General features: G+C 56.0%; 21 protein-coding genes. 14 read left to right on the plus strand and 7 right to left on the minus strand.

The window, feature by feature from the left end; genetic code table 11:
* Positions 1-21: 21 nt before the first annotated feature.
* From SH421x_RS20275 to SH421x_RS20295, 5 genes are all read right to left on the minus strand, one after another.
* Positions 22-1,350, minus strand: coding sequence for a Gfo/Idh/MocA family protein (locus tag SH421x_RS20275; RefSeq protein WP_488851839.1), 1,329 nt, complete (start codon positions 1,348-1,350; stop codon positions 22-24).
* 313 nt (positions 1,351-1,663) lie between these two features.
* Positions 1,664-3,001, minus strand: a complete 1,338-nt coding sequence (locus tag SH421x_RS20280) for a tRNA modification GTPase (RefSeq protein ID WP_488851840.1) — start codon at positions 2,999-3,001, stop codon at positions 1,664-1,666.
* Positions 3,002-3,027: 26 nt separating this feature from the next.
* A complete protein-coding gene (locus SH421x_RS20285; protein WP_488851841.1) occupies positions 3,028-5,376 on the minus strand; it encodes a YidC/Oxa1 family insertase periplasmic-domain containing protein in 2,349 nt (782 codons plus the stop codon).
* A 209-nt stretch (positions 5,377-5,585) separates the two neighbouring features.
* Positions 5,586-6,338, minus strand: coding sequence for a metallophosphoesterase family protein (locus SH421x_RS20290; RefSeq protein WP_488851842.1), 753 nt, complete (start codon positions 6,336-6,338; stop codon positions 5,586-5,588).
* A 45-nt stretch (positions 6,339-6,383) separates the two neighbouring features.
* Positions 6,384-7,136 (minus strand): metallophosphoesterase family protein, encoded by a 753-nt coding sequence (locus SH421x_RS20295; RefSeq protein ID WP_488851843.1) that lies wholly within the window; start codon positions 7,134-7,136, stop codon positions 6,384-6,386.
* Positions 7,137-7,362: 226 nt separating this feature from the next.
* Between SH421x_RS20295 and tsaB the strand changes: the two genes are divergently transcribed.
* Entirely contained in the window at positions 7,363-8,034 is a 672-nt protein-coding gene (tsaB, locus tag SH421x_RS20300; RefSeq protein ID WP_488851844.1) for a tRNA (adenosine(37)-N6)-threonylcarbamoyltransferase complex dimerization subunit type 1 TsaB, read from the plus strand.
* A gap of 10 nt (positions 8,035-8,044) precedes the next feature.
* Here the strand turns inward: tsaB and SH421x_RS20305 are convergent, their stop codons facing one another.
* Entirely contained in the window at positions 8,045-9,466 is a 1,422-nt protein-coding gene (locus SH421x_RS20305; RefSeq protein ID WP_488851845.1) for a hypothetical protein, read from the minus strand.
* Between the two features lie 137 nt (positions 9,467-9,603).
* Between SH421x_RS20305 and SH421x_RS20310 the strand changes: the two genes are divergently transcribed.
* The 7 genes from SH421x_RS20310 to SH421x_RS20340 all read left to right on the plus strand — a co-directional run bounded on the left by SH421x_RS20310 (position 9,604) and on the right by SH421x_RS20340 (position 15,281).
* A complete protein-coding gene (locus SH421x_RS20310) occupies positions 9,604-10,218 on the plus strand; it encodes a sigma-70 family RNA polymerase sigma factor (RefSeq protein ID WP_488851846.1) in 615 nt (204 codons plus the stop codon).
* Positions 10,219-10,220: 2 nt separating this feature from the next.
* Positions 10,221-10,511 carry an anti-sigma factor family protein gene (locus SH421x_RS20315; RefSeq protein ID WP_488851847.1) on the plus strand — a complete coding sequence of 97 codons (291 nt, stop codon included), beginning with the start codon at positions 10,221-10,223 and terminating at the stop codon, positions 10,509-10,511.
* Between the two features lie 103 nt (positions 10,512-10,614).
* The gene (locus SH421x_RS20320; protein WP_488851848.1) at positions 10,615-12,081 is read left to right on the plus strand and encodes a sulfatase; all 1,467 of its coding nucleotides are present in this window, start codon (positions 10,615-10,617) and stop codon (positions 12,079-12,081) included.
* Between the two features lie 9 nt (positions 12,082-12,090).
* Positions 12,091-12,888, plus strand: coding sequence for a hypothetical protein (locus SH421x_RS20325; RefSeq protein WP_488851849.1), 798 nt, complete (start codon positions 12,091-12,093; stop codon positions 12,886-12,888).
* 125 nt (positions 12,889-13,013) lie between these two features.
* Positions 13,014-13,256, plus strand: coding sequence for a ribbon-helix-helix domain-containing protein (locus SH421x_RS20330; RefSeq protein ID WP_488851850.1), 243 nt, complete (start codon positions 13,014-13,016; stop codon positions 13,254-13,256).
* A 69-nt stretch (positions 13,257-13,325) separates the two neighbouring features.
* Positions 13,326-13,550 carry a type II toxin-antitoxin system RelE/ParE family toxin gene (locus tag SH421x_RS20335; protein WP_488856459.1) on the plus strand — a complete coding sequence of 75 codons (225 nt, stop codon included), beginning with the start codon at positions 13,326-13,328 and terminating at the stop codon, positions 13,548-13,550.
* Between the two features lie 231 nt (positions 13,551-13,781).
* Positions 13,782-15,281, plus strand: coding sequence for a PcfJ domain-containing protein (locus SH421x_RS20340; protein ID WP_488851851.1), 1,500 nt, complete (start codon positions 13,782-13,784; stop codon positions 15,279-15,281).
* 11 nt (positions 15,282-15,292) lie between these two features.
* Here SH421x_RS20340 and SH421x_RS20345 read toward each other — a convergent pair whose 3' ends face one another.
* Entirely contained in the window at positions 15,293-16,336 is a 1,044-nt protein-coding gene (locus tag SH421x_RS20345; protein ID WP_488851852.1) for a type II secretion system F family protein, read from the minus strand.
* Positions 16,337-16,495: 159 nt separating this feature from the next.
* Between SH421x_RS20345 and SH421x_RS20350 the strand changes: the two genes are divergently transcribed.
* The 6 genes from SH421x_RS20350 to SH421x_RS20375 all read left to right on the plus strand — a co-directional run bounded on the left by SH421x_RS20350 (position 16,496) and on the right by SH421x_RS20375 (position 23,679).
* Positions 16,496-17,338, plus strand: a complete 843-nt coding sequence (locus SH421x_RS20350) for a prephenate dehydrogenase (protein ID WP_488851853.1) — start codon at positions 16,496-16,498, stop codon at positions 17,336-17,338.
* Positions 17,319-20,243: a phosphoribosylformylglycinamidine synthase subunit PurL gene (gene purL / locus SH421x_RS20355; RefSeq protein WP_488851854.1), complete on the plus strand. Its 2,925-nt coding sequence runs from the start codon at positions 17,319-17,321 to the stop codon at positions 20,241-20,243. Before SH421x_RS20350 ends, purL begins: the two co-directional genes overlap by 20 nt.
* 57 nt (positions 20,244-20,300) lie before the next feature.
* On the plus strand, positions 20,301-21,074 hold the full coding sequence (purQ, locus tag SH421x_RS20360; RefSeq protein ID WP_488851855.1) for a phosphoribosylformylglycinamidine synthase I: 774 nt from the start codon (positions 20,301-20,303) through the stop codon (positions 21,072-21,074).
* Positions 21,075-21,273: 199 nt separating this feature from the next.
* Positions 21,274-22,221, plus strand: coding sequence for a hypothetical protein (locus SH421x_RS20365; protein WP_488851856.1), 948 nt, complete (start codon positions 21,274-21,276; stop codon positions 22,219-22,221).
* A gap of 300 nt (positions 22,222-22,521) precedes the next feature.
* A complete protein-coding gene (locus SH421x_RS20370; protein WP_488851857.1) occupies positions 22,522-23,127 on the plus strand; it encodes a hypothetical protein in 606 nt (201 codons plus the stop codon).
* 360 nt (positions 23,128-23,487) lie between these two features.
* Positions 23,488-23,679: a hypothetical protein gene (locus SH421x_RS20375; RefSeq protein ID WP_488851858.1), complete on the plus strand. Its 192-nt coding sequence runs from the start codon at positions 23,488-23,490 to the stop codon at positions 23,677-23,679.
* Positions 23,680-23,688 lie beyond the last annotated feature (9 nt).

The raw sequence follows: 23,688 nt of genomic DNA on the forward strand, positions 1-23,688 counted from the left end.
TTGGCTCGACCAAGGCAAGCCTTACAGGCTGTAGCCTTCGCGATAGGTCGGCTTGATAATGTCCGCAACTTCCGGAGCATTTTTGGCGACCATGTTTTTGGCGTCCCAATCGATCTTCTTTCCAGCCCAAACCGACAAGTTACCGAGCAGGATCGTCTCGGTAAGCGGACCGGCGTAGTTGGGGAAGTTCGACATCGGTTCCGGGCCACCCTTGATGGCGTCGGCGAATTCTTTGAAGTGCCCAGGCGACCGCGGAATCGACTCAGCCGGACCTTCGTAATCCTTGTACTGAGCTTCCGGCAACAACTGGAAGCTGGCGCCGTAATCACTGGACGAATAGAGACGCCCCTTGTCACCGATCAGCAGACAACCGCTGCTGGCGACTTTGCCTTCGCCGTCACGCGGCACGCCGTCAAGCAGCGCGTTGTCAGGCATTTTGCCGCCGTCATACCACAACAATTCGCAAGCCGGACGACCGTCGAGTTCTGGGAACTGGAAGGTGATCGTTGACCATTTCGGGTAGGTGATCCCGTTGTGGCCTGAAGTGACCGCTTCGACCGACGTGGGGTCACGCAGCTTGAGCGCCATGTAAGGCATATTGACCGTATGGCAAGCCATGTCGCCCAAAGCACCGGTGCCAAATTCCCAGAAACCACGCCACTTAAACGGATGAATGTCAGGGCGATAGTCGATCGCTTTGGCCGGACCGATGAAGTTATCCCAGTGGATGTATTCTGGAGTCGGTTCGACTTCGGCGAATCCTTGACCTTGCGGCCAAACCGGACGGTTGGTCCAAACGTGAACCGCAGTAACGTTGCCGATAGCGCCTGATTGGATGATCTCCACGGCGCGACGCAGACCGGCGTGCGATGTCCCCTGGTTACCCATTTGGGTCACGACTTTGTTTTCACGAGCAATTTCGCCCAAGCGACGAGCTTCGTAGATGCTGTGGGTCAGTGGTTTCTGCGTGAAGCAATGCTTGCCTGCTTTCATCGCGGTGGCAGCGACCACAGCGTGACAATGATCAGGCGTGCTGACCGTCACCGCGTCGATCTCTTTGTCCATCTCATCGAGCATCTTGCGATAGTCGTTGTACTTCTTCGCTCCCTCGAACTCGCCTGCGGCTTTGTCCAAGTTATGGTCATCGATGTCGCAGATCGCGACGATATTGCCGGCACGGCTAGCGTCGCGCGAATCGCTCGAGCCTTTACCTTGCACGCCGATACAAGCAAAGTTGATTTGTTCATTCGGCGATTTTGATTCCGCCGCTTTCATATTCGACGCCCAAAAGCCGACGCCCGCAGCCGCCGAAACCTTTAGAAAATCACGACGGTTGTTATTCATTGTCATTGAGGGAAGCTCCTAATCCGGTGATCAACATCATCCACAAACGACAAGGCAGGTCGCTCACACTTAGCGAAATCGATGTGGCTTTGAGAGAAAGGGCGGGCGGTTTGTGCTTGGACGAAGATACCTGAATTGGATCTACCGCCAGTGGGCACAATTTACCACCGTATTGCTCTACGATACAGGTTCACTGCACATTCTGCAATTAAGAGCGAGCATGAAACCGTTAAAATTCCTCAACTAATTGTTAGAATTAGGCAGTTTTTTGCATCCCCTCCCATCGTTACCGAGATCGCAAAGAATCTCAATTTGCTATTTATTTACCGATACAGAATCGGCTGAAAATTACGTCCAAAATATCGTCGGTTGCTATCGCACCGACAACACGCCCTAGTTCGACCAACGCCATGCGAATCTCGACGGCGATTAATTCTTCCCCTAAACCAGACTGGGCCGCACTTAGCGCCGCCGCCAGCGATTCGCTCGCCTGCTCTAAACTCGCGCGGCATCGACTCGCCGTCGCATCCTCGACCGCCGGCAGAGCGGCCAACTTCTTGCCGATTGCTGCGCGCAATGCTTCGATCCCTAGCCCCGTCGCGACGCTGGTCATGATTCCAGCAGTAGCGCCCGGCTTCACCAGATCGCATTTGGTCCAAACCAACAGGCGACGATCTTCTGGTGAATCGTCCCAAAGTTTCCGTTCAACATCGGTTGCAACGCGACTCGCGTCGAAGCAGACAATGCGAATATCGGCGTGGCTTACCTCTTCGCCTCCCAAGCGCTGCGCCGACATCTGAGGTCCCTGCTGCACTTCTTCCAGGCCAGCCGTATCAATCAGCGCGACTTGCTCTCCACCGATGACCATCAACTTTTGCAGTGTGTCACGGGTGGTGCCTGACACGTCGGCTACAATCGCCGTCGCCTCTCCGATCATCGCGTTAAACAGACTGCTCTTTCCTACATTTGGCGCGCCGCAAAAAACAATCTTGATTGCGGTCTCCCCAGCATCACGGCCAGAAAGCTGGGCAAGCGCTTGCCTGACGCATTGCTGCGCCTCCTGCAACTGCGCACACAAAGCCTCCGACGAGATGAACTCGATATCTTCTTCGACAAAGTCGAGCCCTGCTTCTAAGTGGGCCAATAGCTCCAACATTTGTCGTCGCGCTTCGGCTAGTGGAGAGGATAGTCCGCCGGCAAGCTGCGCCAGCGATTGCTTTAAACGGCTGTCACCTTCAGCATCTATAACGCCGAGCACCGCTTCAGCCTGGATGAGATCAAGTCGCCCAGCGAGAAATGCGCGAAGTGTAAACTCGCCTGGTTCCGCCATGCGAGCGCCGTGACGACAAGCGGCGGCGACCAGTTCTTCCAACAGCGGCGGAGAACCAATGGTATGAATTTCGAGCGATGGCTGACGCGTATAACTGCGGTCGTTGGGCCAATAGTAGAGATCGCACGCCAGTTGGCGATCCCCGAGGTTGGCGATCGCCGACGTCATCGCAGCCCGGCGCCCGAAAGCCGGCGGCGGATCACAAAGCTCGACCCACGGCTCAACACAGCGGTAGGCGGCAGGACCGCTAATGCGGACCACCCCTCGCAGGGCTCCGCTAGCGCCGCTGCCGATCGCGATGATGGTGTCTTCCAGTGCGGCCGACATGTTAGGTCCGTCGCCTTCTTGTTGGCTTACTTTTTACCCGGCGGACGCTTCTTCGGCTTTTTCGCGTTGACCGTATCGGACACCGATGGCACGTCAGCCAACTTCGGCTTGGGGATCAACTTGCGTTCTAAGATGCCCCAGACGCTTTGAGTGATGAAGTAGATACATAAACCGGACGGCACGCGGAAGAACATGAAGCCAATAAAGACCATCATGTAGGTCATCATCTGCTGTTGCATCTTTTGCTGCTCATCCACCGCCGGCGGCATGAACATCTTTTGCTGAATCAAAAAGAGCACAATGGTGACGAGTGGCAGAATGTTTAGGTAGGGCCCCAGGAACAAAAAGCTGGTCGGAAAACTAGCAGAAGGATGGATCGTCATAAAATCGGGCAAAACGCCGACCCAGTACCACGCTTGATCGGGCGCTGCGAGGTTAGAGCACCACTGAATGCCTGGAATAAACGGCGCCTGACGCAACTGAATATCAACAGCTAACGCACGATAGAGCCCCAGGAAGATCGGCAACTGCAGGAACATCACCCCGCAACCGCCCAGTGGATTAAAGTTGTGCTTGGTGAACAACTCTTGCTGCGCTTGTCGCTGCTTGATCGGGTCATCCTTGTACATCTCGCTGATCTTCTTCATTTCTGGAGCGAGCTGCTGTTGAACCAGCATATTGCGGGCTTGCTTGCGGCTCAGCGGAAACAACACCGCACGAACCATCAGCGTCAGAAAGATGATCCCCAAACCATAGGGGATGTACATGTAGTCGTGCATGAAGTGCAGCACGGCCAGAAGTGCGGTCGAGACATAGTGGAACCAGCCGAAGTACTCAAGATTCTGCAGTCCGTAGTGTGCCAGCAGTTCTTCCTTCTTCGGTCCCGAGAAAATCGTGCACGAGACTTCAAACGGTTGTTCGCCCGGCTGGATCGTTTCGGTCGCTCCATCCAAGCGAAAAGTACAATCGGTCCGCTGCTTTTGCTCTTGATCCACAACGGCCGCGACAAATGCGGCGCCGCGCGACAGTGACGGGCCCTTTTCAGGCTCCGGGAAAACCATCGCCGATGCAAAGTAAACCGCGTCCACGCCCACAAAGCTGGCTCGCGTCTGGTCGTCAACTTTGAACATCGAAATTTGGCGATCGCTCTCTAGGTCCTCCGCCTTGGCGACGATCTCCGCCACTGTGAACATCTTGAAGTCCCCTTTGGATGACTCCCAGACAACGTCACGTAGGCCAGCGCCACCCCAACCGCGCGAGATTTTATTGCTATACCACCAGCCTTCGGTCGGCAGCCCCGTAGCCCCAAATTGACGAAACGCCGCGTCGACCGCTTCCGTTCCGTCGTTGAAAACTTGCAGCGTATACTTGAGGCCATAGGGGTTGTAGTCAGGATCGGCAGCAGGGTCCGTTGGCCGTTTTGGCAGTTGATACGTCTTTACCAAGCGCAAGCGGGCAAAACGAACTCCCTGCGGTAAATCATCCGGCGTCACCAAGGTCTCAAATTGAACGATCGTTGGATCGTCGTTTTCTACCAATCGCCAGTTCTTGTTGACCAGCGGCAATTCTTCGATCAACTTCCCTTCGGCCGGAATCATAGAGCCGTTGATTCGTGACAGCGACGTCAGGTAGGCGGACGGATGCTCAATAGTCCGCGGCAAACCGGTCACTTTGTCGACCACCGTTGAGACTTCAGGCTTGATCACTTCCAGTGGTGTTTCGGTCAGCGTCGCCGAATAGTTCAACAACGCAACCGCAGCAGAACCCTTACGTTCCACCACGAGCGAAATGGTGTCACCGGGCCGGGTTTCTCGTAATGCGTCAGTAAACGACTGAACGTCGACGACCTCTTCACCGGCCAGCGATTTGATGATGTCACCAACCTGAAGACCGACACCGCTCGCCGGATCTTTGGGGGTCGCTAGCGCCGCAGGCGTTCCCGGCCCTACAACACGGATCTCGCAACCGACCGCCGCATTAAACGGCATCAATCCACCCAAATAACCACCATCGCGGCGATCTTCGAGACTTTTGAATTTGTCGGCCGGCAACTCGAGCCGCGCGACGGCGCCACCGCGACTGTCGAAAGTGACCAACATGTCCGCTTCAGCCGAAGAGACCGAACCGAGGGTCACAAACTTGCGTGACTGGCGAACTTCTTCAACCGGATCATCGCCCCCTTCGGCCGGCGGCTTGATTTCAGGATTGGGCTGGTCGGCTTTGGGGATACCCCTCGCCTGGGGATCAGCCGCTTTTTCAGCGACCTCCGCATCCGGTTTCGGTTGCTTAGCGTCTTCATTGCGACGACTAAGCAATTGCATCGTCATGAGCGTCGCGACAGCGATCAGAGAAAACGCAATTACACGACGTTCCACAACTTCAACCTTGCTGGACAATAAAAATAGACGTCACCCTGAATTGGGCGGCGTGATCAAAGCGTATTTGCTTGTATTCTCATGGGATGGACAAATCTTGCAACCACGCCGCGCAAAAGAGAACGAAACCATTTCGTCTATTTCGCCTCAAAACGCCGTGTGGAGGCCGCTAACCCGCTGCAAGCGAGAATAGAGCGATTATCGCGGATTTAACGCCCGTCCGACAGACGGTCCGCCTGAGTATTGTCGAGACTGTCAATCGCCCGAATCTTGGCGGCTGTCACCGAAAAATCGTAAGCAACCCGGCGAAATTCGACTTCTTCGTCGTGAATAACGGCATAACTACTGCGTGGATCACCATCCCGCGGCTGTCCGACGCTGCCAACATTGACCATCAGCTTGCGGCTGCCCATGCGATATCGACTATTTTCGAGATCCGCCGAAGCGACAAAGGTGAAATCGTCGGCAAACACGCCGGGGACATGCGTATGCCCTTGGAGACAATACTTCGGAATGATCGAAAAAATTCGCTCCAGCTTGCGACTGTTGTAGATATCTTCAGGAAATACGTACTCATTCAGCGGATTTCGGGCCGAACCGTGGACGTACATCCAGTCCCCTTCGAGCCGAGTTCGCGGCAATTCGCACAGAAATTTCCAACGATTCGCGACTTCCGGATCGGTATCGCCGCCGGCTTCTAACTGCTCGCGCGTCCAAAAGATTGCACGTTCGGCCCCCTGGCTGAAGCCTTCAGGGTCAAACAGCGCTGCCTGATCGTGATTTCCCAGAATGCAGAAATCAAATTTCCGAGCAACATCGACGCATTCGCGGGGGTTCGGCCCATAGCCGATGATGTCCCCCAAGCAGTAGATCTCGGAGACCCCAATCGACGCGATATCGGCCAGGACCGCAGTCAGCGCTTCGATATTTCCGTGGATGTCGCTGACAATCGCGCGTTTCATCGAAGTCATCTCTGCAGGGCTAGCGGCAAGGAGTACGGCAAAATCCTATCTGCCGTCTTTCAATCGGTCACCCAACATATTGTCGAGGTCCGGGATATCGTAGATTTTTTTGGAGGTCACGCTTACATCGTATTCGACGCGGCGATACATCACGGACTCTTCCGTCAGGATCACGTAGCATGACCGCGGATCGCCGTCACGCGGTTGCCCGACGCTGCCGACGTTAAACATTGCTCGCTCATCACCCAAACGATAGACGTTGTCGCATTCATCCGGCCCAAAGAACTCGAGACTCGGGGTAAAAATGCCGGGGATGTGCGTGTGCCCTTGAAAACAAAAGCGATCAAGTCGATCAAACAGGTTTTCCATCTTCCGTTGATTGTAGACATCTTCCGGAAAGACATACTCATTGGTGGGATCACGCGGCGACCCATGCACAAACAACCGTTGCGGCTCGATGTGGGTTCGCGGCAGTTCGCCCAAAAAGTCCCATCGTTCGTTGACGACATTGGGACCGCCAGAAGAGTTGTCGATTTGGTCGCGCGTCCACAAAATAGCGCGAAACGCGACCGGATTGAAGCCATCGGGATCAAACAAGGCAGCTTGATCGTGATTACCCAACAGACACATGGTGCATTTGCGACGAATCAGATCCAGGCACTCGACCGGGTTGGGGCCATAGCCGATAACATCCCCCAGGCAGTAGATCTCAGTGATACCCTGCTGTCGAATGTCGTCTAGAACCGCGGTCAGCGCTTCTAGATTGCCATGGATGTCGCTAATCAGCGCTCGTTTCAAGCCTGACTACCTTTCGTTGACCGAGGGCTTTCGTATGCCGAGGGAGAGTATTGCGGAACAGCAGCTGACGCGTCTCCCCTACCGGAGCGATGCATCAATGGTAGCCTATTAGGCGTTGTGATTGCAGGCCTAGCCCCGAAGTTTAGGTAGGATAAAGACCTAGGTCAAGCATGAACCACACTGTCGTCGTCGTCCAGTTTCGTCTGTATAGAAATCCAACATCGCCATGAAGCTGCTGGCACTTGAAACATCGCTCCGCCAATCTTCCTTTGCCTTGCTGGAGGGGGATCAACTGTTGCGACAGGTAGAACTTGACCCGGCCCTCCGAACAGCCGCCGCACTCACTCCAGCTCTGGACGAAGCCTTTCGCAGTGTCGAGTGGGAGCCCAGCCACGTCGAGCTGATCGCCGTCTCGCACGGTCCGGGCTCCTTTACCGGCCTACGAATCGGTGTCGCAACCGCCAAAGCCCTCGCTTACGTCGCCAAGGCCGAAGTCCTAGGGATCGACACGCTGCGCGTCATCGCCGCCCAGTCGCCGGCAGACGTCAACAACGTCCAGACTATCATCGACGCCCAACGGCAAGAAGTTTTCGCCGCAAAATACCAGCGGCAAGCAAGTGATTGGAAATGCAACGGCTCGACTGCAATTGTCGAAATCGAAGCCTGGATCGCCTCGCTGCAAGCCGGCGATTGCGTCAGCGGAACCGCACTATCCAAACTACAGGACGAGATCCCCGCTGGCGTCCAAATCTTGCCCGAGTCATGTTGGCGCCCCCTGGCAGCGACCGTCGGGCTGTTAGCTTGGTCTGACTTTCAGGCAGGCCTCCGCGGGGATCATTGGAGCCTAGCACCACAATACTTTCGCAAGAGTGCCGCCGAGGAAAAGCTGGAAGGCTAAACCTTAGCGATTATTTACCCACAGCAGCTTCCAATTCAGCAGCGCGGCGGCGGAGCGATTCCATGAGGATCGGCCCAACCTCGACGCTGCAACTGTTGATCTCGCCATACTGGCGATCATCGCGACCATAGGCGTAAGGAGCTTGGCTGTCCCATTGGCGTTTGGGAATGATGTAGCCGATCTCGTCGTTCGCCAGCCCAAACAGCATCCACTTTTTGTCGGTGAAAATCGCGTCGACACTCGGTTCAAGCGGAGCGTCAGGAAAATCAACATTCGGCTCAACCGGGTTCTGGTAATCTCCGTAGACCAATTCTGGATAGAGTTCGCCTGGGATGCAGGCAATTCGCAGTTCTCCTAGCGCAACGACCGAAACCTCGGATTTTATGCCTGCATTCTCTGGACGAAATTCTCTCGATACCTGCTTGCCGAAGGTTTCAAAGTCATCGGTCATTTCATAACCGGGCCGCTTTACCACATTCAACTTGCGAGCCAATTTGTAAAGCGGGTTTTCGACTGGAATCGCGATTGGTTTGGTCGAAATCGCCAACGGTGTCGCCGTAATCGGACTCGCCGTATCAATCGCCGTTTCGGCACGTTGCGCAACCGCACGGCCATACGCTTCGCAGTATGCGAAATCCCCCTCCTTCAATTCCCTGCCTTGGTCGTCCTTAAACGGACCACGCGCCGGCGCGAGTAATCCGCCCACTGCGCCAGAAATATAAACCACCGGACATTGATACTTCTTTTGCAACTCACTGACCGTCGTCGCCGGAAAGTCGCCGGTCAGCAACGTATTTCTTGACCCCATCGCCTCGGGGTGTGCGTTCCACTGCAACAGCAGTCCGATATCGGCGCCGCTATCAATCGCTTGAAAGCGAAGAACGCGCAGCATCGGGTCATAAACTTCTGGCAAGCGGCTATCCCGCAGCAGGGACGCATCCTCGACTTGGCCATATTTGACCGTTACCGGAGTCAACTCTTTTTCGAGTGAAGCGACCAAACGAGAAACCTTATCGACCACCAACGAGACATATCGGTCATCGACTCCACGTGACAAAGGGTTAGGCCCCCAAATGCCGATCACATCGGGGCCTTCGTGACTGTGCGTGCTCGCGACGATCGTAAAGTCGATATTTGGCAGGCTATCTCGGATGCGCTGGACATCAGGCAAAGCCATTCCGATCAGATCAACGCCCACGATGGCGATCCGCTTGTGCCCATCGTCCAACAGCAAGGCTCTCCCCATAATAGGGTCATGGACGCCGGTTGCTCGGCGGTTGTAGCCATAGCCGGCCAAAAAGACCGGTCTCCCCGCTTTTAAATCGGGAGTCAGATCAACTTCACCAAAAGCGACGCGGAGACCATCGGCTACACAAGTCCCCGGAAAAGCCGCGATCAAGGCCAGGATGATCCACGCCAACTGTTTCGACATCTCAATACCTTTAGTTTTTGTCCCGGCAATTCATTTGATCGTGCGCTTCGCCCAGCGTCGATTCAATGGCATTCCTGGGAAAATCTACCTTACTTGTCCGAATAGACGACCGATTCTCGATCTGGTATTCTCCGAACATGGAAAGTTTTCAACGCCCAATTGCCGATCCCTTCGTTACCGAAGCCGAATTGGTACACGGCTTACAATCCGGTGATCCGGCCGCTTTTGAGCGTCTGGTGCGAGACTACAGCGGGCGGATGCTCGCGGTGGCTCGTCGCTTTTTGACGCAAGAGCAGGATGCCCAAGACGCGCTGCAAGATGCGTTCCTGTCAGCATTTCGGTCAATTAGCCGATTCGAGGGGAACTCGCAATTATCGACTTGGCTCCACCGCATTGTAGTGAACGCTTCACTGATGAAGCTACGGACGCGGCGCCGGAAACCAGAAAAGCCAATTGATGATTTGCTGCCGCAATTCTCTGGTAACGGACATCGCGACGGTCATGAGCCGGCTTGGGCCGTTACAATCGATACCGCGGTCAATGACCGAGAAATCCGCGAATTGGTTCGCACAAAGATTGCCGAATTACCAGAATCCTACCGTACCGTTTTGCTATTGCGCGACATCGAACAGATGAGCACCGAAGAAACGGCTGATGTTTTGGAACTGACGCCCGGCGCTGTAAAAACCAGACTCCATCGCGCACGCCAGGCGTTAAAAACCTTGCTAGATCCTCACATGCAAGGTGCATAACCATGAATCACGCAAAACTATCCTGCAAAGAGATCTACGATTATCTCGCCGAGTTTCTTGACCATGCGTTGCCGGCCAACCAGCAGACGGTGATGGAAACGCACTTGGAACATTGTCCATGCTGTAAGCACTACCTGGACAACTACCGCGAAACATTAATCCTGGGCAGAGCCGCTTGCTGCAACCAGATGAACCCGCCGCCGCCGGCGCCTGATGCGTTGATCAACGCAATCCTTGCAGCCCGCAAGCAAGGCGCCGATGATAGTGCCGACGAGAATCGATCTCCGGAGTAGACCATTAGGGCGCTACGGCGTAGCACGTGCTTCTCACGTGCTGATCGACTAGAATCAACCAAGTTGATTCTGCTCGCTCTATCTCCCGCCCCAAGATTGCCCTATGCTTCGTCCCCTCTTCTGCGCCGTTTGCGCGCTGCTGCTGTTCGGCTCGCTCGCCAAAGCCGAGACGCCCAATATTCTGTTCATCGCCATCGATGATCAGAATGACTGGATCGGCTGTCTCGGCGGACACCCTCAAGTTCAAACGCCAAACATCGACGGACTCGCAGCGCGAGGAACCGTGTTCCTTAACGCTCACTGTCAGGCGCCGCTCTGCAATTCATCGCGCACCAGCCTGCTAACCGGGCTGCGTCCCAGCACCACCGGCATTCATGGCTTGGCGCCCTGGTTTCGCGATGTCGAGTCGCTCAACGAACTGGTGACGTTGCCGCAGTATTTGCGACAAAACGGATACACCGCTTATTCGACCGGCAAAATCTATCACGGCGCCTATGGACGTCGTCCTAAGAAAGATGATGAGTTCGATCACCTTGGCCCCAACGCTTCGGTGGGCGCTCAGCCGAAACAAAAGCTGGTCAAAACCCCCAATCCTCACCCGCTGGTCGACTGGGGAACCTTTCCCCACAACGACGAAGACAAGGGAGACTACCAGGTCGCCAGTTGGGCGGTGGATACGCTAGAAGCAAAACCACAGCAGCCGTTCTTTCTGTCGGTCGGCTTCTTTCTGCCGCATGTTCCTTGCTACGCAACGCAAAAATGGTTTGATCTCTATCCGGAAGACGAAGTTCAACTGCCGCCGTTCATGCAGGCGGATCGGGATGACACGCCCCGCTTCTCTTGGTATCTCCACTGGAAGTTGCCGGAACCGCGACAGAAGTTTTTGGCGGAATCAGGCGAGTGGCGCAATTTGGTCCGATCGTACATGGCCTGCACCAGCTTTGTCGACGCTCAAATCGGCCGCGTCTTAGCGACGCTCGAAGCACAAGGCTATGCCGAAAACACCGTCGTCGTCATCTGGTCCGATCATGGTTGGCATCTGGGCGAAAAAGGAATCACCGGCAAAAACACCCTCTGGGATCGCTCGACTCGCGTCCCGCTGATCTTCGCCGGCCCCGGCGTCGCGATCGGGGCCAAGTGCACGCAGCCGGTGGAGTTGCTTGACATCTACCCCACCCTAAACGACCTGTGCGGGCTCCCCAAAAAGCCCGACCTCGAAGGTCTCTCCCTGATGCCGCAACTGCAAGACGCAACAACCACACGAGAACATCCGGCGATCACTACCCACAACCAAGGCAACCACACCATCCGCACCCAGCGCTGGCGCTACATCCACTACGCCGACGGATCAGAAGAACTGTACGACATGCAGTCCGACCCGCACGAAATCAACAACCTGGCCGGCAAAGCCGAACTAGCCGACGTGAAACAAGAGCTGGCAACCTGGCTACCGAAAGTCGATGTCCCAGCCGCCCCTGGCAGCGCCCACCGCATCTTGTCTTACGATGGCGAGACGGCGGTGTGGGAAGGGGAAGTGATTGGCAAGGATGATGCGATTCCGGAGTTGTAAGGATGCACAATGCAATTTGATCTGAAGTTTTGTTTCGCGATTACGGCCGGCATCGCGTTGTGTCTGGCGATTGCCGTCCAGTCCGGCCTATTAGCCATACCAGTCGCCTTGATTGTGGTCTGGGTGTTTCTTTGGATCTATCGCCCTCAGACGACGTCCCGCAGAACAACAATCGCGCTGCTCGGCGTTCCGCTACTGATGTGCGTTTTAGTCTTTCTCACCCCGTCCATGGGGCATCCTAAATGGCAGATGGATCACTTCCGCGCGAAAAATCAAACCTGCATGGTAATGCTTGCGATCTCCAACTATCAAGACACTCATCAAGCGTCCCTCCCTCGCTGCACTTACGACGCCAACGGACGCCCGATGCATAGCTGGCGAGCATATTTGATGCGGCTTATGGACGATGGTTTTGACCGGAATTTCGATCCGCGATTGCGGGACTATCGATTCGACGAACCGTGGAACAGTCCCCACAATCGCCAACTTCACGGTTGCAAATCGCCCTTCCATCTAGATAACGATCCCGGCGATCCCACGCATACCAGCGTGGTCGCCCTGGTGACGGACCAGGGAGACTCAATGCAACAGCCTTTCAACTATGACTCTTCGACGCCGGAAAAACCGGCGAAGACCTACCTCATGACCGGCAAGAACCTCGGCATCCATTGGTTGTCGCCGGAGGATGTCGACTTTGTCGATTCGCAATTGTTTCGCGAGGGAGATCGCAAGCAACCGCTGCGTAAAGGAAATTTCAAGATCCAAACGGATGGCAGCGTCGAAGATACCGGCGAACCGATCAAGTGACGAAGCGATCAGTATTCGAGAACAAGATTGTTTCTTAGGAGCTGACTGACCTATACTTAAAGCTCCCCTGAATGCTTCCCTCTTCACCATGTGAACTACTCACTCTTTCGATTGTGGCTAATTCGATGAAACTAACCCTTCCCACCGAATTCGATGAATTCTTCCAGACTTTGGTGAAGAACGGGAGATACGAGTCAATCGAAGCAGCAGTCACCGCTGGCATTCGTCTGCTCCAAACGCAAGAGGCGTTACGCCTTGAAATCGCCAAGGGAATTCGGCAATTGGATGCTGGCGATTCGTTTGACGAAGACGAAGTTTTCGCAGAAGCAGAATCGGCAATCTCCAAGGTCGAATCAGAGCGGCGGTGAGCTCGACCACATGAATCGACTGCGATATTCTGCCGCTGCAAAAGCGGATTTAATGCTCTTTGCCTCTCTATTGCCCGAGATAAGCCGCAGGCAGCAAGATACTGGCTTCGCAAGATGCGTGACAAATGTCGCTTTGTTGCAGGTCAACCCGATATCGGCGACGCTAGGGAAGAGCTGGGTGCAGACGTCCGAGCAACTGCATTTGGTCGACATGTGATCTTCTTTCGACTCCGCGCCAATCAAGTTGAAATCGTCCGAATTCTGCCCGGCGATCACGATCCGAAGTTTCTTTAGTCGCTGCGGGCCGAATCCATACTCAACGATTGGGTAGCTCGTTGTGCCTCGGCGCGTCAAGACGCGTCCTCCGAAATTCTCTGCGCGCGAACCGTCTCTTACCATGTGTGTCCCCCTCTCCACATCCACCCTTTCTATTGGAGTTTTAAACATGAAACCGATTCCTTGCACCGCGAGTTTACGGATGTCCTTTCGAAACTGTAGAGATCCTATGCGCCCCCTTGATCCATTATGGCTACCCAACAAACCAACGAAATTATTCTACAGACCGATCCGCAACTGAAGCTGCATCTCCAATCGCTGACGCTGACGTCGCTCTCCCAGTATCGCCGCTGGTGCGCTGAGAATGGTTTCTGTCGCAGACTCGATAAAAGTCCAGCGAATCGTCGCCGCGAGATCCAGCACGCCGCTCGGAAACAGGCAATCGCCGCGATGGTGGAAAAACGTCGCGAAGCTCGCCGCGTGGAGAATACCCTGGCGAATATCTGCAAAGATCAACTCTGGAACGGGCTCTGGAGTCCGCAGATTCGAGCGTTCTATTTCGCTGTCTGGCGAAATAACGGTCACCACAGCGAGCGCAAGATCTGCCGCGTCACGCTTGAAGCGCTGCTCACGCATTTGCAGAAGTGCAAAGTCAAATTCCTGGACGGGGCCCCTTACTTTCCTCGGTTTGGCGATCGTACCGGCAATACAGCGCTCGAAGCGCTGCCGTTGATTGCCGCGCATCATCAGCGCTGGGTGCGGCCGTTGCATACTTGGAAACCAAGCGGTCGCAGTCCGCGTAGTCAGTTCCGCTCGCTGCTGCAACATCTGTTTGTGCGGTTCGACGAAATGCCTCGCTTCTTCGAGCAGGTCTGGTTCTCAGGCCATGGCGGTCGACAAGGTACGGCTCGCGGTTGGTACTTGCATCAAGCCGCTGGGCATAACCTGGCGAATTGCCTGACGATGCCGATTCCTTACACCAAGAAGATGGCTCACCATCTTCAACAGGCTCCTCACAACGTCAGCGTCGATCAAGCGCTGCGCTGGGGCGAAGTGAAAGGGATGGGGGGCCAGGACGAACTAGCCCGCGCGGTGATCCGCACACGATTGGCGATCGATTTCCAGCACCCCAAGTTCTGGAATGTGGTCCTGCAGTGGATGATTCGTCACTTTGAATCGATTCGCTCGCATATTAACTCGATCGTGGATTACATCCACTTTCAACGGTTTGTGCCGAGATACGAAATCGACGGCCAAGGTCAGCCCGAAGTGGGGCAGCCGCGTGAGCCGAACTTTTCGATGCGAGGACGAACGCCCGAGTCTCTGTTGCGTCAGATCGCCCGCTGGCATGAGACTCGGCACGAAACCTTTGTGTTTGGCAAGTTTGATTGGGCGCCCTGCGGAGTTCCAAGTTTCGACCTGCTCAAGGAAAGCGACAGCGGAGACCTGGAAGCCTGGTCGATTCGCGAGTTGCTCAACAGCAAGTCCGTTGCCGAAGAAGGGCAAGCGCTGGATCACTGCGTAGGAACCTACATTGATCTGTGCTTGGAAGGACGTTCGTCTATCTGGACCATGGAGTTGGAAACGCTTAGACGTCGCACAAAACTGTTGACGATCGAAGTCGATACCGAAGACCGGTCAATCGCCCAGTTCAGCGGTAAGTCCAACCGCGCAGCAACCGCCGACGAGCTCAAGATCATCCAGCTATGGGCGAAAGGGGCCGGGCTGAAAATCGGCGAAGATGCGTAACGCGGCGACTTCTAAGCAACCTCCTCCAACAAACCATTCAGCGTATTCAAATAGGTAAAAAACACACGAAAGATCAATGTAATAATCAACCCAGCGACCATCAGCCAAACGCCAAAGCCGGCCAGCATCGCCAGGGTGTTCAGCGCCACTTTGGCGCGACCCTGGTAGTCGGCCGACAGCTTTTCCATCATTTCGGACAGATTGCCGCTGATTTCGCCGGTATCGATCGCGTCGAGAAACTCTTCGGGGAAAACGCTCGTATGACGCAGCGCTGCGCCGATATCTTCTCCTGCCAACAGATCGCGATCGACCTGCTCGATATATCGCGTGTAGTAATCGCTATGCGTCGACTCGAGCCCCAACTGCAGCGATCTTCGCGCATCAAGCCCGCCGCCGGTGGTCAGCGCCAGCGACCAAGCCATCTGCGCCAACGCGATGGTCTTCAGGGGATAGCCAACCCCGGGAATGCTCATCAGGATGCGGCCGATCGGCAAAAAGTCAAGCTGCCCGCGGCTGTAGAACATCCACACCACCCAGCCGCCAAAAACCAAACTGCCGATCAACGAAAAATAGACGACCAGCCCTCTGGTCCCAATCAGCCCCAAACCGAGAATATCCACCGGAGAACCGGTCATTTCACCGATAAACCCCATGATCCAGATCAATAGCCCAACCACAACGACCGCAAACACCAGCTGGATCATCGGCCAGGTGATCCCGGCCAGAAACGCAGTCCGCAGTTGCATCCGGTGCTCATATCGCACTGATAATTCCTGCAAGATCCGATCGAGATGTCCAGTTTCGTCCCCCAGACGAACCATTTCGCGAAAAACATGCGGGAAGTAGTCGCCGGTTCGCTTCAGCGCATCCCCCAAGGTCGAGCCGCTTTCGACGGCGTCGCGGATTTCGATCATCATCTGCCGCTGTGATCCGGTGGCTCGCTCGACTTCGCGGCGCCAGATCGTCCGGTCATCCACACCGGCGTCCAACTGCGTGCCGACCCGCCGGCAGAGCAAAACCAGCGATTGAAGTCCGATGCGTGGGGAAAAAAGCATGCCATCTCGCGGTTTTAGGGAGTTGGAACGGTTCTCTCTCAAGATACCTGGGGAAATCGTCTCTCGCAGCGCCTTGCCCCTCGGCTAAGGCGGTCAGATTTTGTTAAACTAACCGAATCTTGCATTTCGCCATTTACGACTAACACCCCCTTTCTCGTCATGCCCAAGTGGAATCAAGCCACGATCGTCGGAGTCGGCCTGATCGGCGGTTCGATCGGTTTGGCGATGCGAGCCCGCGGTTTGGCCAAGTCGATTGTGGGCGTAGGGCATAACCCAGACAGCCTGGCCGACGCCCACCGTGTCGGGGCGATAGACCAATCGACCACCGACATCGCCGCAGGCGTACAAGCTGCTGATCTGGTCGTGGTTTGTGCCCCCGTCGATAAAATCGTCGGGCTAGTGCAGGAAATCGATCGACACTGCCCCCCTGGGACGATCGTCACCGACGCCGGCAGCACCAAACATGAAATTACGACGGCCCTCGATCAAGGGCTCACCAACGCCCGATTCATCGGTGGCCATCCATTAGCGGGGGGCGCCAAAGCAGGTCCCAAACATGCCGACGCTTGCCTGTTTGTCGATCGCACCGTTGTGCTGACGCCGACGCCGCACACCGATCAGGCAGCGGCCGAAGCGGTCGAAGAATTGTGGACTTGCCTGGGGGCGACGGTGGTTTGGATGAATCCCCACGAACACGATGAGGCGCTGGCTTTTACGAGCCATTTGCCACACTGGGCAGCCGCTGCGGTCGCCGCGACAACCCCTGCCAAATGGTTGCCGCTGACTTCGACCGGTTGGTCCGACACCACGCGGATCGCCGCCGGCGACGCCGCATTGTGGAGACAGATATTTACCTCGAATCGGGTCCACGTCTTGAAGGCGCTCGACAAGTTTGAGAAAGTGCTGGCGGCTTTGCGTGAAGCACTCGAAGCAGAGAACGACGCCAAGCTCGAAAAACTCCTAAACGACGGAAAAAATCGCCGTGACGCTGTGGGAAATTGATATTTATCCGTCCGCTGACGAGCGCGACGCTGCCGCTGATTCGCTAATCGCCGCTGCCGCCGATCTGGGCCTTGTGTCTGATCTGCAGGCCGCTACGTCGCGCGGTTTTCTGATTCAGGCCGACTTCAACCGCAATCATGTTGAGCTGCTGTCCGCTCAATTGCTTTGCGACACCGTCGTCGAACAGGCGATCATCGACGAAGCAGGCGCCGACTCTCTGTCAGAGCCGCCGGCGCCCGGCTTGTCGCAAATGGTCTACGTCTTGCCGAAGCCCGGCGTGATGGACCCCGTCGCCCAAAGCACCATGACGGCAATCACTGACTTCGGTCAATCGGCCGCAGCGGTCCGCACGTTCCGCAAATATTGGCTGCCGCAGTTGCCGCAGCCGCTGTTTGACAAGCTTTGCAACAAGCTGTTGGCCAACGATGCGATCGAGCAAGTCATCGTCGGCGCGATTCCGTTCGAGCAACTCTCGTTCGGCAAGCCGTACGAATTTGCGCTGGCGACTACGCCGATCCGCAAGTTGGATGACGCTGGTCTGACCAAGCTTAGTAAGGATGGCCAGCTCTATCTGACGCTGGTCGAAATGCAGACCATTCAAAAATACTTTGCCGAGCTCGGGCGAGATCCGACCGATATCGAGCTGGAATCGGTCGCGCAAACTTGGAGCGAACATTGCAGCCACAAAACCCTGGCCGGCCGCATCGCCTACAAAGATGAAAAAGGCGAACGCAAATTCAACAACATGTTGAAAGAGACGATCTTCGCCGCGACCCAAGAGATCCGCAAAAGCCTGGGCGACAAAGATTGGTGCGTCAGCGTCTTTCAAGACAACGCCGGCATTGTCCGCTTTGATGATCAGCACAACATTGTTTTCAAGGTCGAAACGCACAACCATCCGTCTGCCCTGGAACCTTACGGCGGCGCCAACACCGGCATCGGCGGCGTCGTCCGCGATCCAATGGGGACCGGCATGGGCGCCAAGCCAATCTGCAACACTGACGTCTTCTGCTTCGCTCCGCCCGAGATGGATCCTGAATCGCTTCCACCCGGCGTGTTGCATCCGCGTCGCGTGATGAACGGCGTCGTCAGCGGCGTCCGCGATTACGGCAACCGCATGGGCATCCCCACGGTCAACGGCGCCGTCTACTTTGACGAGCGTTACCTGGGCAATCCACTGGTTTACTGCGGCAACGTTGGCCTGATCCCGCAGCAGCACTCCTTCAAAGAAGTGAAGCCGAACGACCTGATCGTCGCCCTGGGCGGACGCACCGGTCGCGACGGCATCCATGGGGCCACGTTCAGCTCGGCTGAGCTCACCAGCGAAAGCGAATCGCTCTCTGGCGGCGCCGTGCAGATTGGCAACGCGATCACCGAGAAGATGGTGCTCGACGTGCTGCTCGAAGCTCGCGATCGCGGCCTGTTTAACGCCGTCACTGACTGCGGCGCCGGCGGGTTCTCCAGCGCCGTCGGCGAGATGGGCGAAAAGCTTGGCGCCGACGTCTGGCTCGATCGCGCTCCGCTGAAATACGACGGGCTGTCCTATACCGAAATCTGGATCAGCGAAGCCCAAGAACGGATGGTCTTGGCCGTGCCGGATGACAAATGGGACGAGCTGGAAGAGCTTTGCTCCAGCGAAGGGGTCGAAGCGACCATCATCGGCCGGTTCGCGCCAACTGGCCGCTTGAAGTTGTTCTACTACAAAGAACAAGTCGGCGATCTCGATATGAAGTTCCTGCACGATGGGCGTCCGCCGATCGTCCGCGAAGCGACTTACAAGCCGGCCGCGATCAAACCGCTGAAGCTGCCTGCCGCCAAGTCGTGCGATTTCGCCAGCGATCTGAAGCAGATCCTGGGCTCGCTCAATGTCGCAAGCAAGCATTGGATCATTCGCCAATACGATCACGAAGTCCAAGGGGGCAGCGTCATCAAGCCGCTGGTCGGCGTCATGAATGACGGTCCCGGCGACGCGGCGGTTGTACGACCGGTGCTGACTTCGCAGCGCGGCGTGGTGGTCTCGTGCGGCATGAATCCTCGCTTCGGCGATTTTGACACTTACGACATGGCGACCAGTGCGATTGACGAAGCGATGCGGAACTGCGTCGCCGTCGGCGCCGATCCGTCGCAGATCGCGATCCTCGACAACTTCTGCTGGGGCTATACGGATCGGCCCGAAACGCTCGGCTCGCTCGTCCGTTCGGCGATCGCTTGCTATGACATGGCGATCGCTCTCGGCACGCCGTTTATCTCGGGCAAAGATAGCCTGAACAACGAGTTCAGCTACTTCAACGAGGCTGGCGAAAAGCAGACGATCTCGATCCCGCCGTCGCTGTTGATTAGCGCCTTGGGTCAGGTCGACGACGTCCGTCGCTGCGTGACGATGGACCTGAAAAAAGTGGGCAGCAAACTGTATGTCGTCGGCAAGACATTCAACGAACTAGGCGGTTCGCACTGGTCGCTGATCCACAAGCAAACCGATGGCGCCGCCCCCAAGGTCAACGCCGCCGTCGCCAAAAGCACGTTTGCTTCACTGCACAAAGCGATTCATGGTGGTCTGGTTCGCGCGTGTCACGATCTCTCCGAAGGTGGTTTGGCCGTCGCGATCGCCGAGATGGCGTTCGCAGGCGGGTTTGGCGCCGAGATCTCGCTCGACAACATGCCGCATGACGCAGCGGCCAAGCATGCGATCAGCTTGCTATTCAGCGAATCGAATACGCGGTTTTTGGTCGAAGTCCCGGCCGAGAACGAGAAGCAGTTCCAATCGCTGTTGGCCGGCATTCCGCATGCGGCGATCGGCACAGTGGTCGAGCAACCGAAGCTGACGATTTCGCTGGACAAAACGACGCTGGTTTCGGCTTCGCTCGACGAACTGAAGCAAGCCTGGCTCTCGCCGCTCGACTGGTAAGCGATTTACTTTCCTGTTTTTCTGTTTGCAGCACCTTTCAAGAAAAAGTATCCGACGATGGCGACTCCCAAGGCGTTGATCCTGCGAGCCCCTGGCACCAATTGCGACCGCGAGACCGCGTTTGCGTTTGAAGCAGCCGGCGGCGCCGCCGAGCGCGTCCATCTCAACCGCTTGCTCGATCAGCCGAGCTTGGCCGAGGGATACCAAATCCTCTGCTTGCCCGGCGGATTCAGCTACGGTGACGACATCGCCGCCGGTCGAATCGTCGGCAGCCTGATTCGTCATCACTTGGACGAAGTGCTGCGTGAATTTGTCGACGCCGGCAAGTTGGTGCTGGGGATCTGTAACGGGTTTCAAATCTTGCTTAAATCGGGTCTTCTACTTCCTGACGACGAAGATGGTCACGCGCCGGCGACCTTGGCCTGGAACGAATCGCAGCGTTTCATCGATCGCTGGGTCCACTTGAAAACCTCCGGCGACAAATGCGTCTTCCTCAAAGACATTGAAAAAATGTACTTGCCGGTCGCCCATGCCGAAGGCCGCTTTGTCGCACGTTGCCCCAAAACGCTGGAGCAGCTGGATACGTCGGGCCAACTAACCCTCCGCTACACCGACGCCGCAGGCGAAGAAGCCGCGTTCCCCGATTGCCCCAACGGCGCCCAATTAGGCGTCGCCGGAGCCTGCGACGCAACCGGCCGCGTCTTCGGCCTGATGCCGCACCCCGAACGTCATCTCGATCCGACGCATCACCCCCGCTGGACCCGCGGCGAAGCCGGAGAAGTGGGCGACGGCCTGAAAATCTTCCAAAACGCGGTGCAGTACTTCGGGTAACTGCACTCCATTCTAGTAGGGTGGGTGAAGAAGGCCGCGATCGGTATTACCAATTTCATACATCCTCCAATCGGCCTGCGCAACCCACCAATCGCGCCGGGCAGAGGAAAATCGTAGCCCAATTGCGCAAGCACGGGTACCGACGGGCCTCTCTGCATCCAAGTTGTCGTTGAAAATCGCAAACCGGGCGGAGATTTAGATGAACAGATCCTTTCGATGGTGGTCGGGCCTAGCTCCATTATGGATCGCGCTGACGGTTCACGCGTCAGCATTCGCTGTTACTCCGTCGGAGTTCAGCCACCTCTCAGAGAGCGAACAGACACAAGTGGTTACGGATGCGATTTCTCGCCGAATAGACCACGCCCAAAACCTGAAGTATCACGCTGCGGTGGTCATCAAGGACTATGAATTTGCCGACGGAAAGCTGGGCGCTGCGCTAGGGCCCGGCAAAAAGGACTATTACACGCACTGGCAGTTAGGACAACAGTATCGGATTGACGCCGAGATCTTCCATCGCTCGACCGACGAACAGCCTGTGATGACGACGCAAACCGCGTTTAATCCGCAAATCGAACTGGGGATGCACTACTCCGCAATGCAAACAGATCCCCTGCATCAAAACGGCCGAATTGATACGCAACAAGACCCCGTGATCAAACACAACCGCTACCGCTATTGGCTTTCTGGAGAAGCGGTCCCAGACGCCGATTTTTTGTTTCCGCTACTACTATCCCAGCGTGATCATTTTCGCTTCGGTGAAGTCCTCGGCGAGACAGTCGAACTGACCGTCCCTTGGATCCCGTTCCACCTAGCCGAAGCCAAAGGGGAACGCGTCTTCACGCTTGATATCAGCAAAGATTTTATGCCGATCCAAGGACGTGCGCGCTGGCAGGATGGATCCGAGTGGCGCACGGAAACGTTCGAGGTAAAAGCCTCAGAACTAGTGGGAGATGTTTGGATGCCGACCGAAATACGAGAAATAGTTCGAACGCCGCGCGCCGAAAAAAGAGGCGCCGCGAATGTCTGGGACACAAAAGCCGACGCCTTCAAGCAGGGAGCGGTGAATGCCGCAGATGTGGTAGTCCTGTTTCCGAAAGGAACGCGAGTGGTAAACGCGATCAACGGGAGCTCTTATACGGTCGAGTAGCATCCCAGTCTGGCAGAGCGGGTGCGGCAAGGCCGAATTCGGTTTCGCTAATGTCAAAGGGCACTGAATCGGCCTGCATCCCCCCCACGTTCGCCGGATCGGATTGCGGATTCGATCGTGGCTTAGTGAGAAGAGCACGGGTGCCGTTGCCAAGGCCTTGCGTGGCAATGAATCGGCGTAGATGAAAAATTCGATCACGACCATTTCAAAGATGTAGAATGCCGGAAGAGCTACGACTTCGAGAGTTCTGGACGCGGACTTGATTGCCTATGGAAAGCATGCTTCGATATGGATTGCTCATTGACTAACCTTGTATCGAATAACAAACGAGCTCGCTTGGCGACGGTCTGGTCAATTCTTCTCACGCTGCTCTCGTTCGATGTCGGCTGCAATCAGGGTGACACGCGCATGTCAACTCTAACGGTCGAACCCGACGCTCGCCCCGCGTTCGTTCTGGATCCGTCGCAGCCTTTCGTCATCGAGTTTGGCCGGGGCAGTGGTTGGCACGGTCTGGATATTGTGAAGATCAACGAGACCGGCGCCGTCCAACTTTCCCGCTACGAAGGAAGGCAGAGTGCCGAATCGGCATCGCTTCAACTGTCAGCCACCGACGTTGCAACATTGGTTAGCCTAGTGAACACCAAGCAACTGACGAGCATGGGGCGAATGTACTCCGACCCGCAAATCGCCGATGGCACCCAATGGGTATTGTGGATCGAACAATCGACGTCTCAGAAATCGATCTATTTCAACAACGCGTTTCCCCAACAGATTACCACGTTTGCAAGTGACCTCGATCAGTTGCTGCAAAAGGCTGGACAAGGCGCCGCAAAGTGGACCACGGCGCCTGCACAACAATCGGCGGCTCAGCATAAAAAACTATGGTCCCGCATTGAAACGCGCTGAACTATCACGCTTTCAAAAAATGCTCTCCGATCCCGACGCTGCTGCTACTCGGCCTGCGTAACCCACCATTTACGGCGTATCGGCAAGCTGGTTCGGTGGGTTGCGCAAACCGATCATGTCGAATGAAGTTGTTTCAATCATTCTCGGTTTTGCTCCACCCACCCTACCGGACTGGCCGCGTTACTCGCAACGTTCGTCGATGCCAATCCTTGATCAACAACCAAAATTCAAATGGCACAATGGCTTGGGCAGTTCAGCGGAAACACTCACCTTACAAAGGTGCAAGATCGTGAGCATCAATTGCGGCACGCCGTTGAATCCTTGCGTACGAAACAGTCTGAGACAGATCGTCACAGCCAAATGAAGACGGTCTTGAGACTTGCCGAACAATTGCAACTCGCACGTTTGCGAGCACTGAATGGCCAAATTGCCGCACTCGATCCACGCGACAGCCAAAAGCTTGCAGCCGCCAAGCGAAAACTTGATCAGCTTACGACCGACGGCGTTCCTGAAATCCTTCGTGAATTTAGAGTCGAAGATATCGGCAGTTGAATGCTTGCC

It is taken from the genome of Blastopirellula sp. SH421, from assembly GCF_057808535.1.

Excerpts from the sequence above, each read along its gene's own strand:
- SH421x_RS20275 (WP_488851839.1), bottom strand. The coding sequence starts at position 1,350 with ATGACAATGAATAACAACCGTCGTGATTTTCTAAAGGTTTCGGCGGCT.
- SH421x_RS20280 (WP_488851840.1), bottom strand. The coding sequence starts at position 3,001 with ATGTCGGCCGCACTGGAAGACACCATCATCGCGATCGGCAGCGGCGCT.
- SH421x_RS20290 (WP_488851842.1), bottom strand. The coding sequence starts at position 6,338 with ATGAAACGCGCGATTGTCAGCGACATCCACGGAAATATCGAAGCGCTG.
- tsaB (WP_488851844.1), top strand. The coding sequence starts at position 7,363 with ATGAAGCTGCTGGCACTTGAAACATCGCTCCGCCAATCTTCCTTTGCC.
- SH421x_RS20305 (WP_488851845.1), bottom strand. The coding sequence starts at position 9,466 with ATGTCGAAACAGTTGGCGTGGATCATCCTGGCCTTGATCGCGGCTTTT.
- SH421x_RS20310 (WP_488851846.1), top strand. The coding sequence starts at position 9,604 with ATGGAAAGTTTTCAACGCCCAATTGCCGATCCCTTCGTTACCGAAGCC.
- SH421x_RS20315 (WP_488851847.1), top strand. The coding sequence starts at position 10,221 with ATGAATCACGCAAAACTATCCTGCAAAGAGATCTACGATTATCTCGCC.
- SH421x_RS20320 (WP_488851848.1), top strand. The coding sequence starts at position 10,615 with ATGCTTCGTCCCCTCTTCTGCGCCGTTTGCGCGCTGCTGCTGTTCGGC.
- SH421x_RS20325 (WP_488851849.1), top strand. The coding sequence starts at position 12,091 with ATGCAATTTGATCTGAAGTTTTGTTTCGCGATTACGGCCGGCATCGCG.
- SH421x_RS20330 (WP_488851850.1), top strand. The coding sequence starts at position 13,014 with ATGAAACTAACCCTTCCCACCGAATTCGATGAATTCTTCCAGACTTTG.
- SH421x_RS20340 (WP_488851851.1), top strand. The coding sequence starts at position 13,782 with ATGGCTACCCAACAAACCAACGAAATTATTCTACAGACCGATCCGCAA.
- SH421x_RS20345 (WP_488851852.1), bottom strand. The coding sequence starts at position 16,336 with ATGCTTTTTTCCCCACGCATCGGACTTCAATCGCTGGTTTTGCTCTGC.
- SH421x_RS20350 (WP_488851853.1), top strand. The coding sequence starts at position 16,496 with ATGCCCAAGTGGAATCAAGCCACGATCGTCGGAGTCGGCCTGATCGGC.
- purQ (WP_488851855.1), top strand. The coding sequence starts at position 20,301 with ATGGCGACTCCCAAGGCGTTGATCCTGCGAGCCCCTGGCACCAATTGC.
- SH421x_RS20365 (WP_488851856.1), top strand. The coding sequence starts at position 21,274 with ATGAACAGATCCTTTCGATGGTGGTCGGGCCTAGCTCCATTATGGATC.
- SH421x_RS20375 (WP_488851858.1), top strand. The coding sequence starts at position 23,488 with ATGAAGACGGTCTTGAGACTTGCCGAACAATTGCAACTCGCACGTTTG.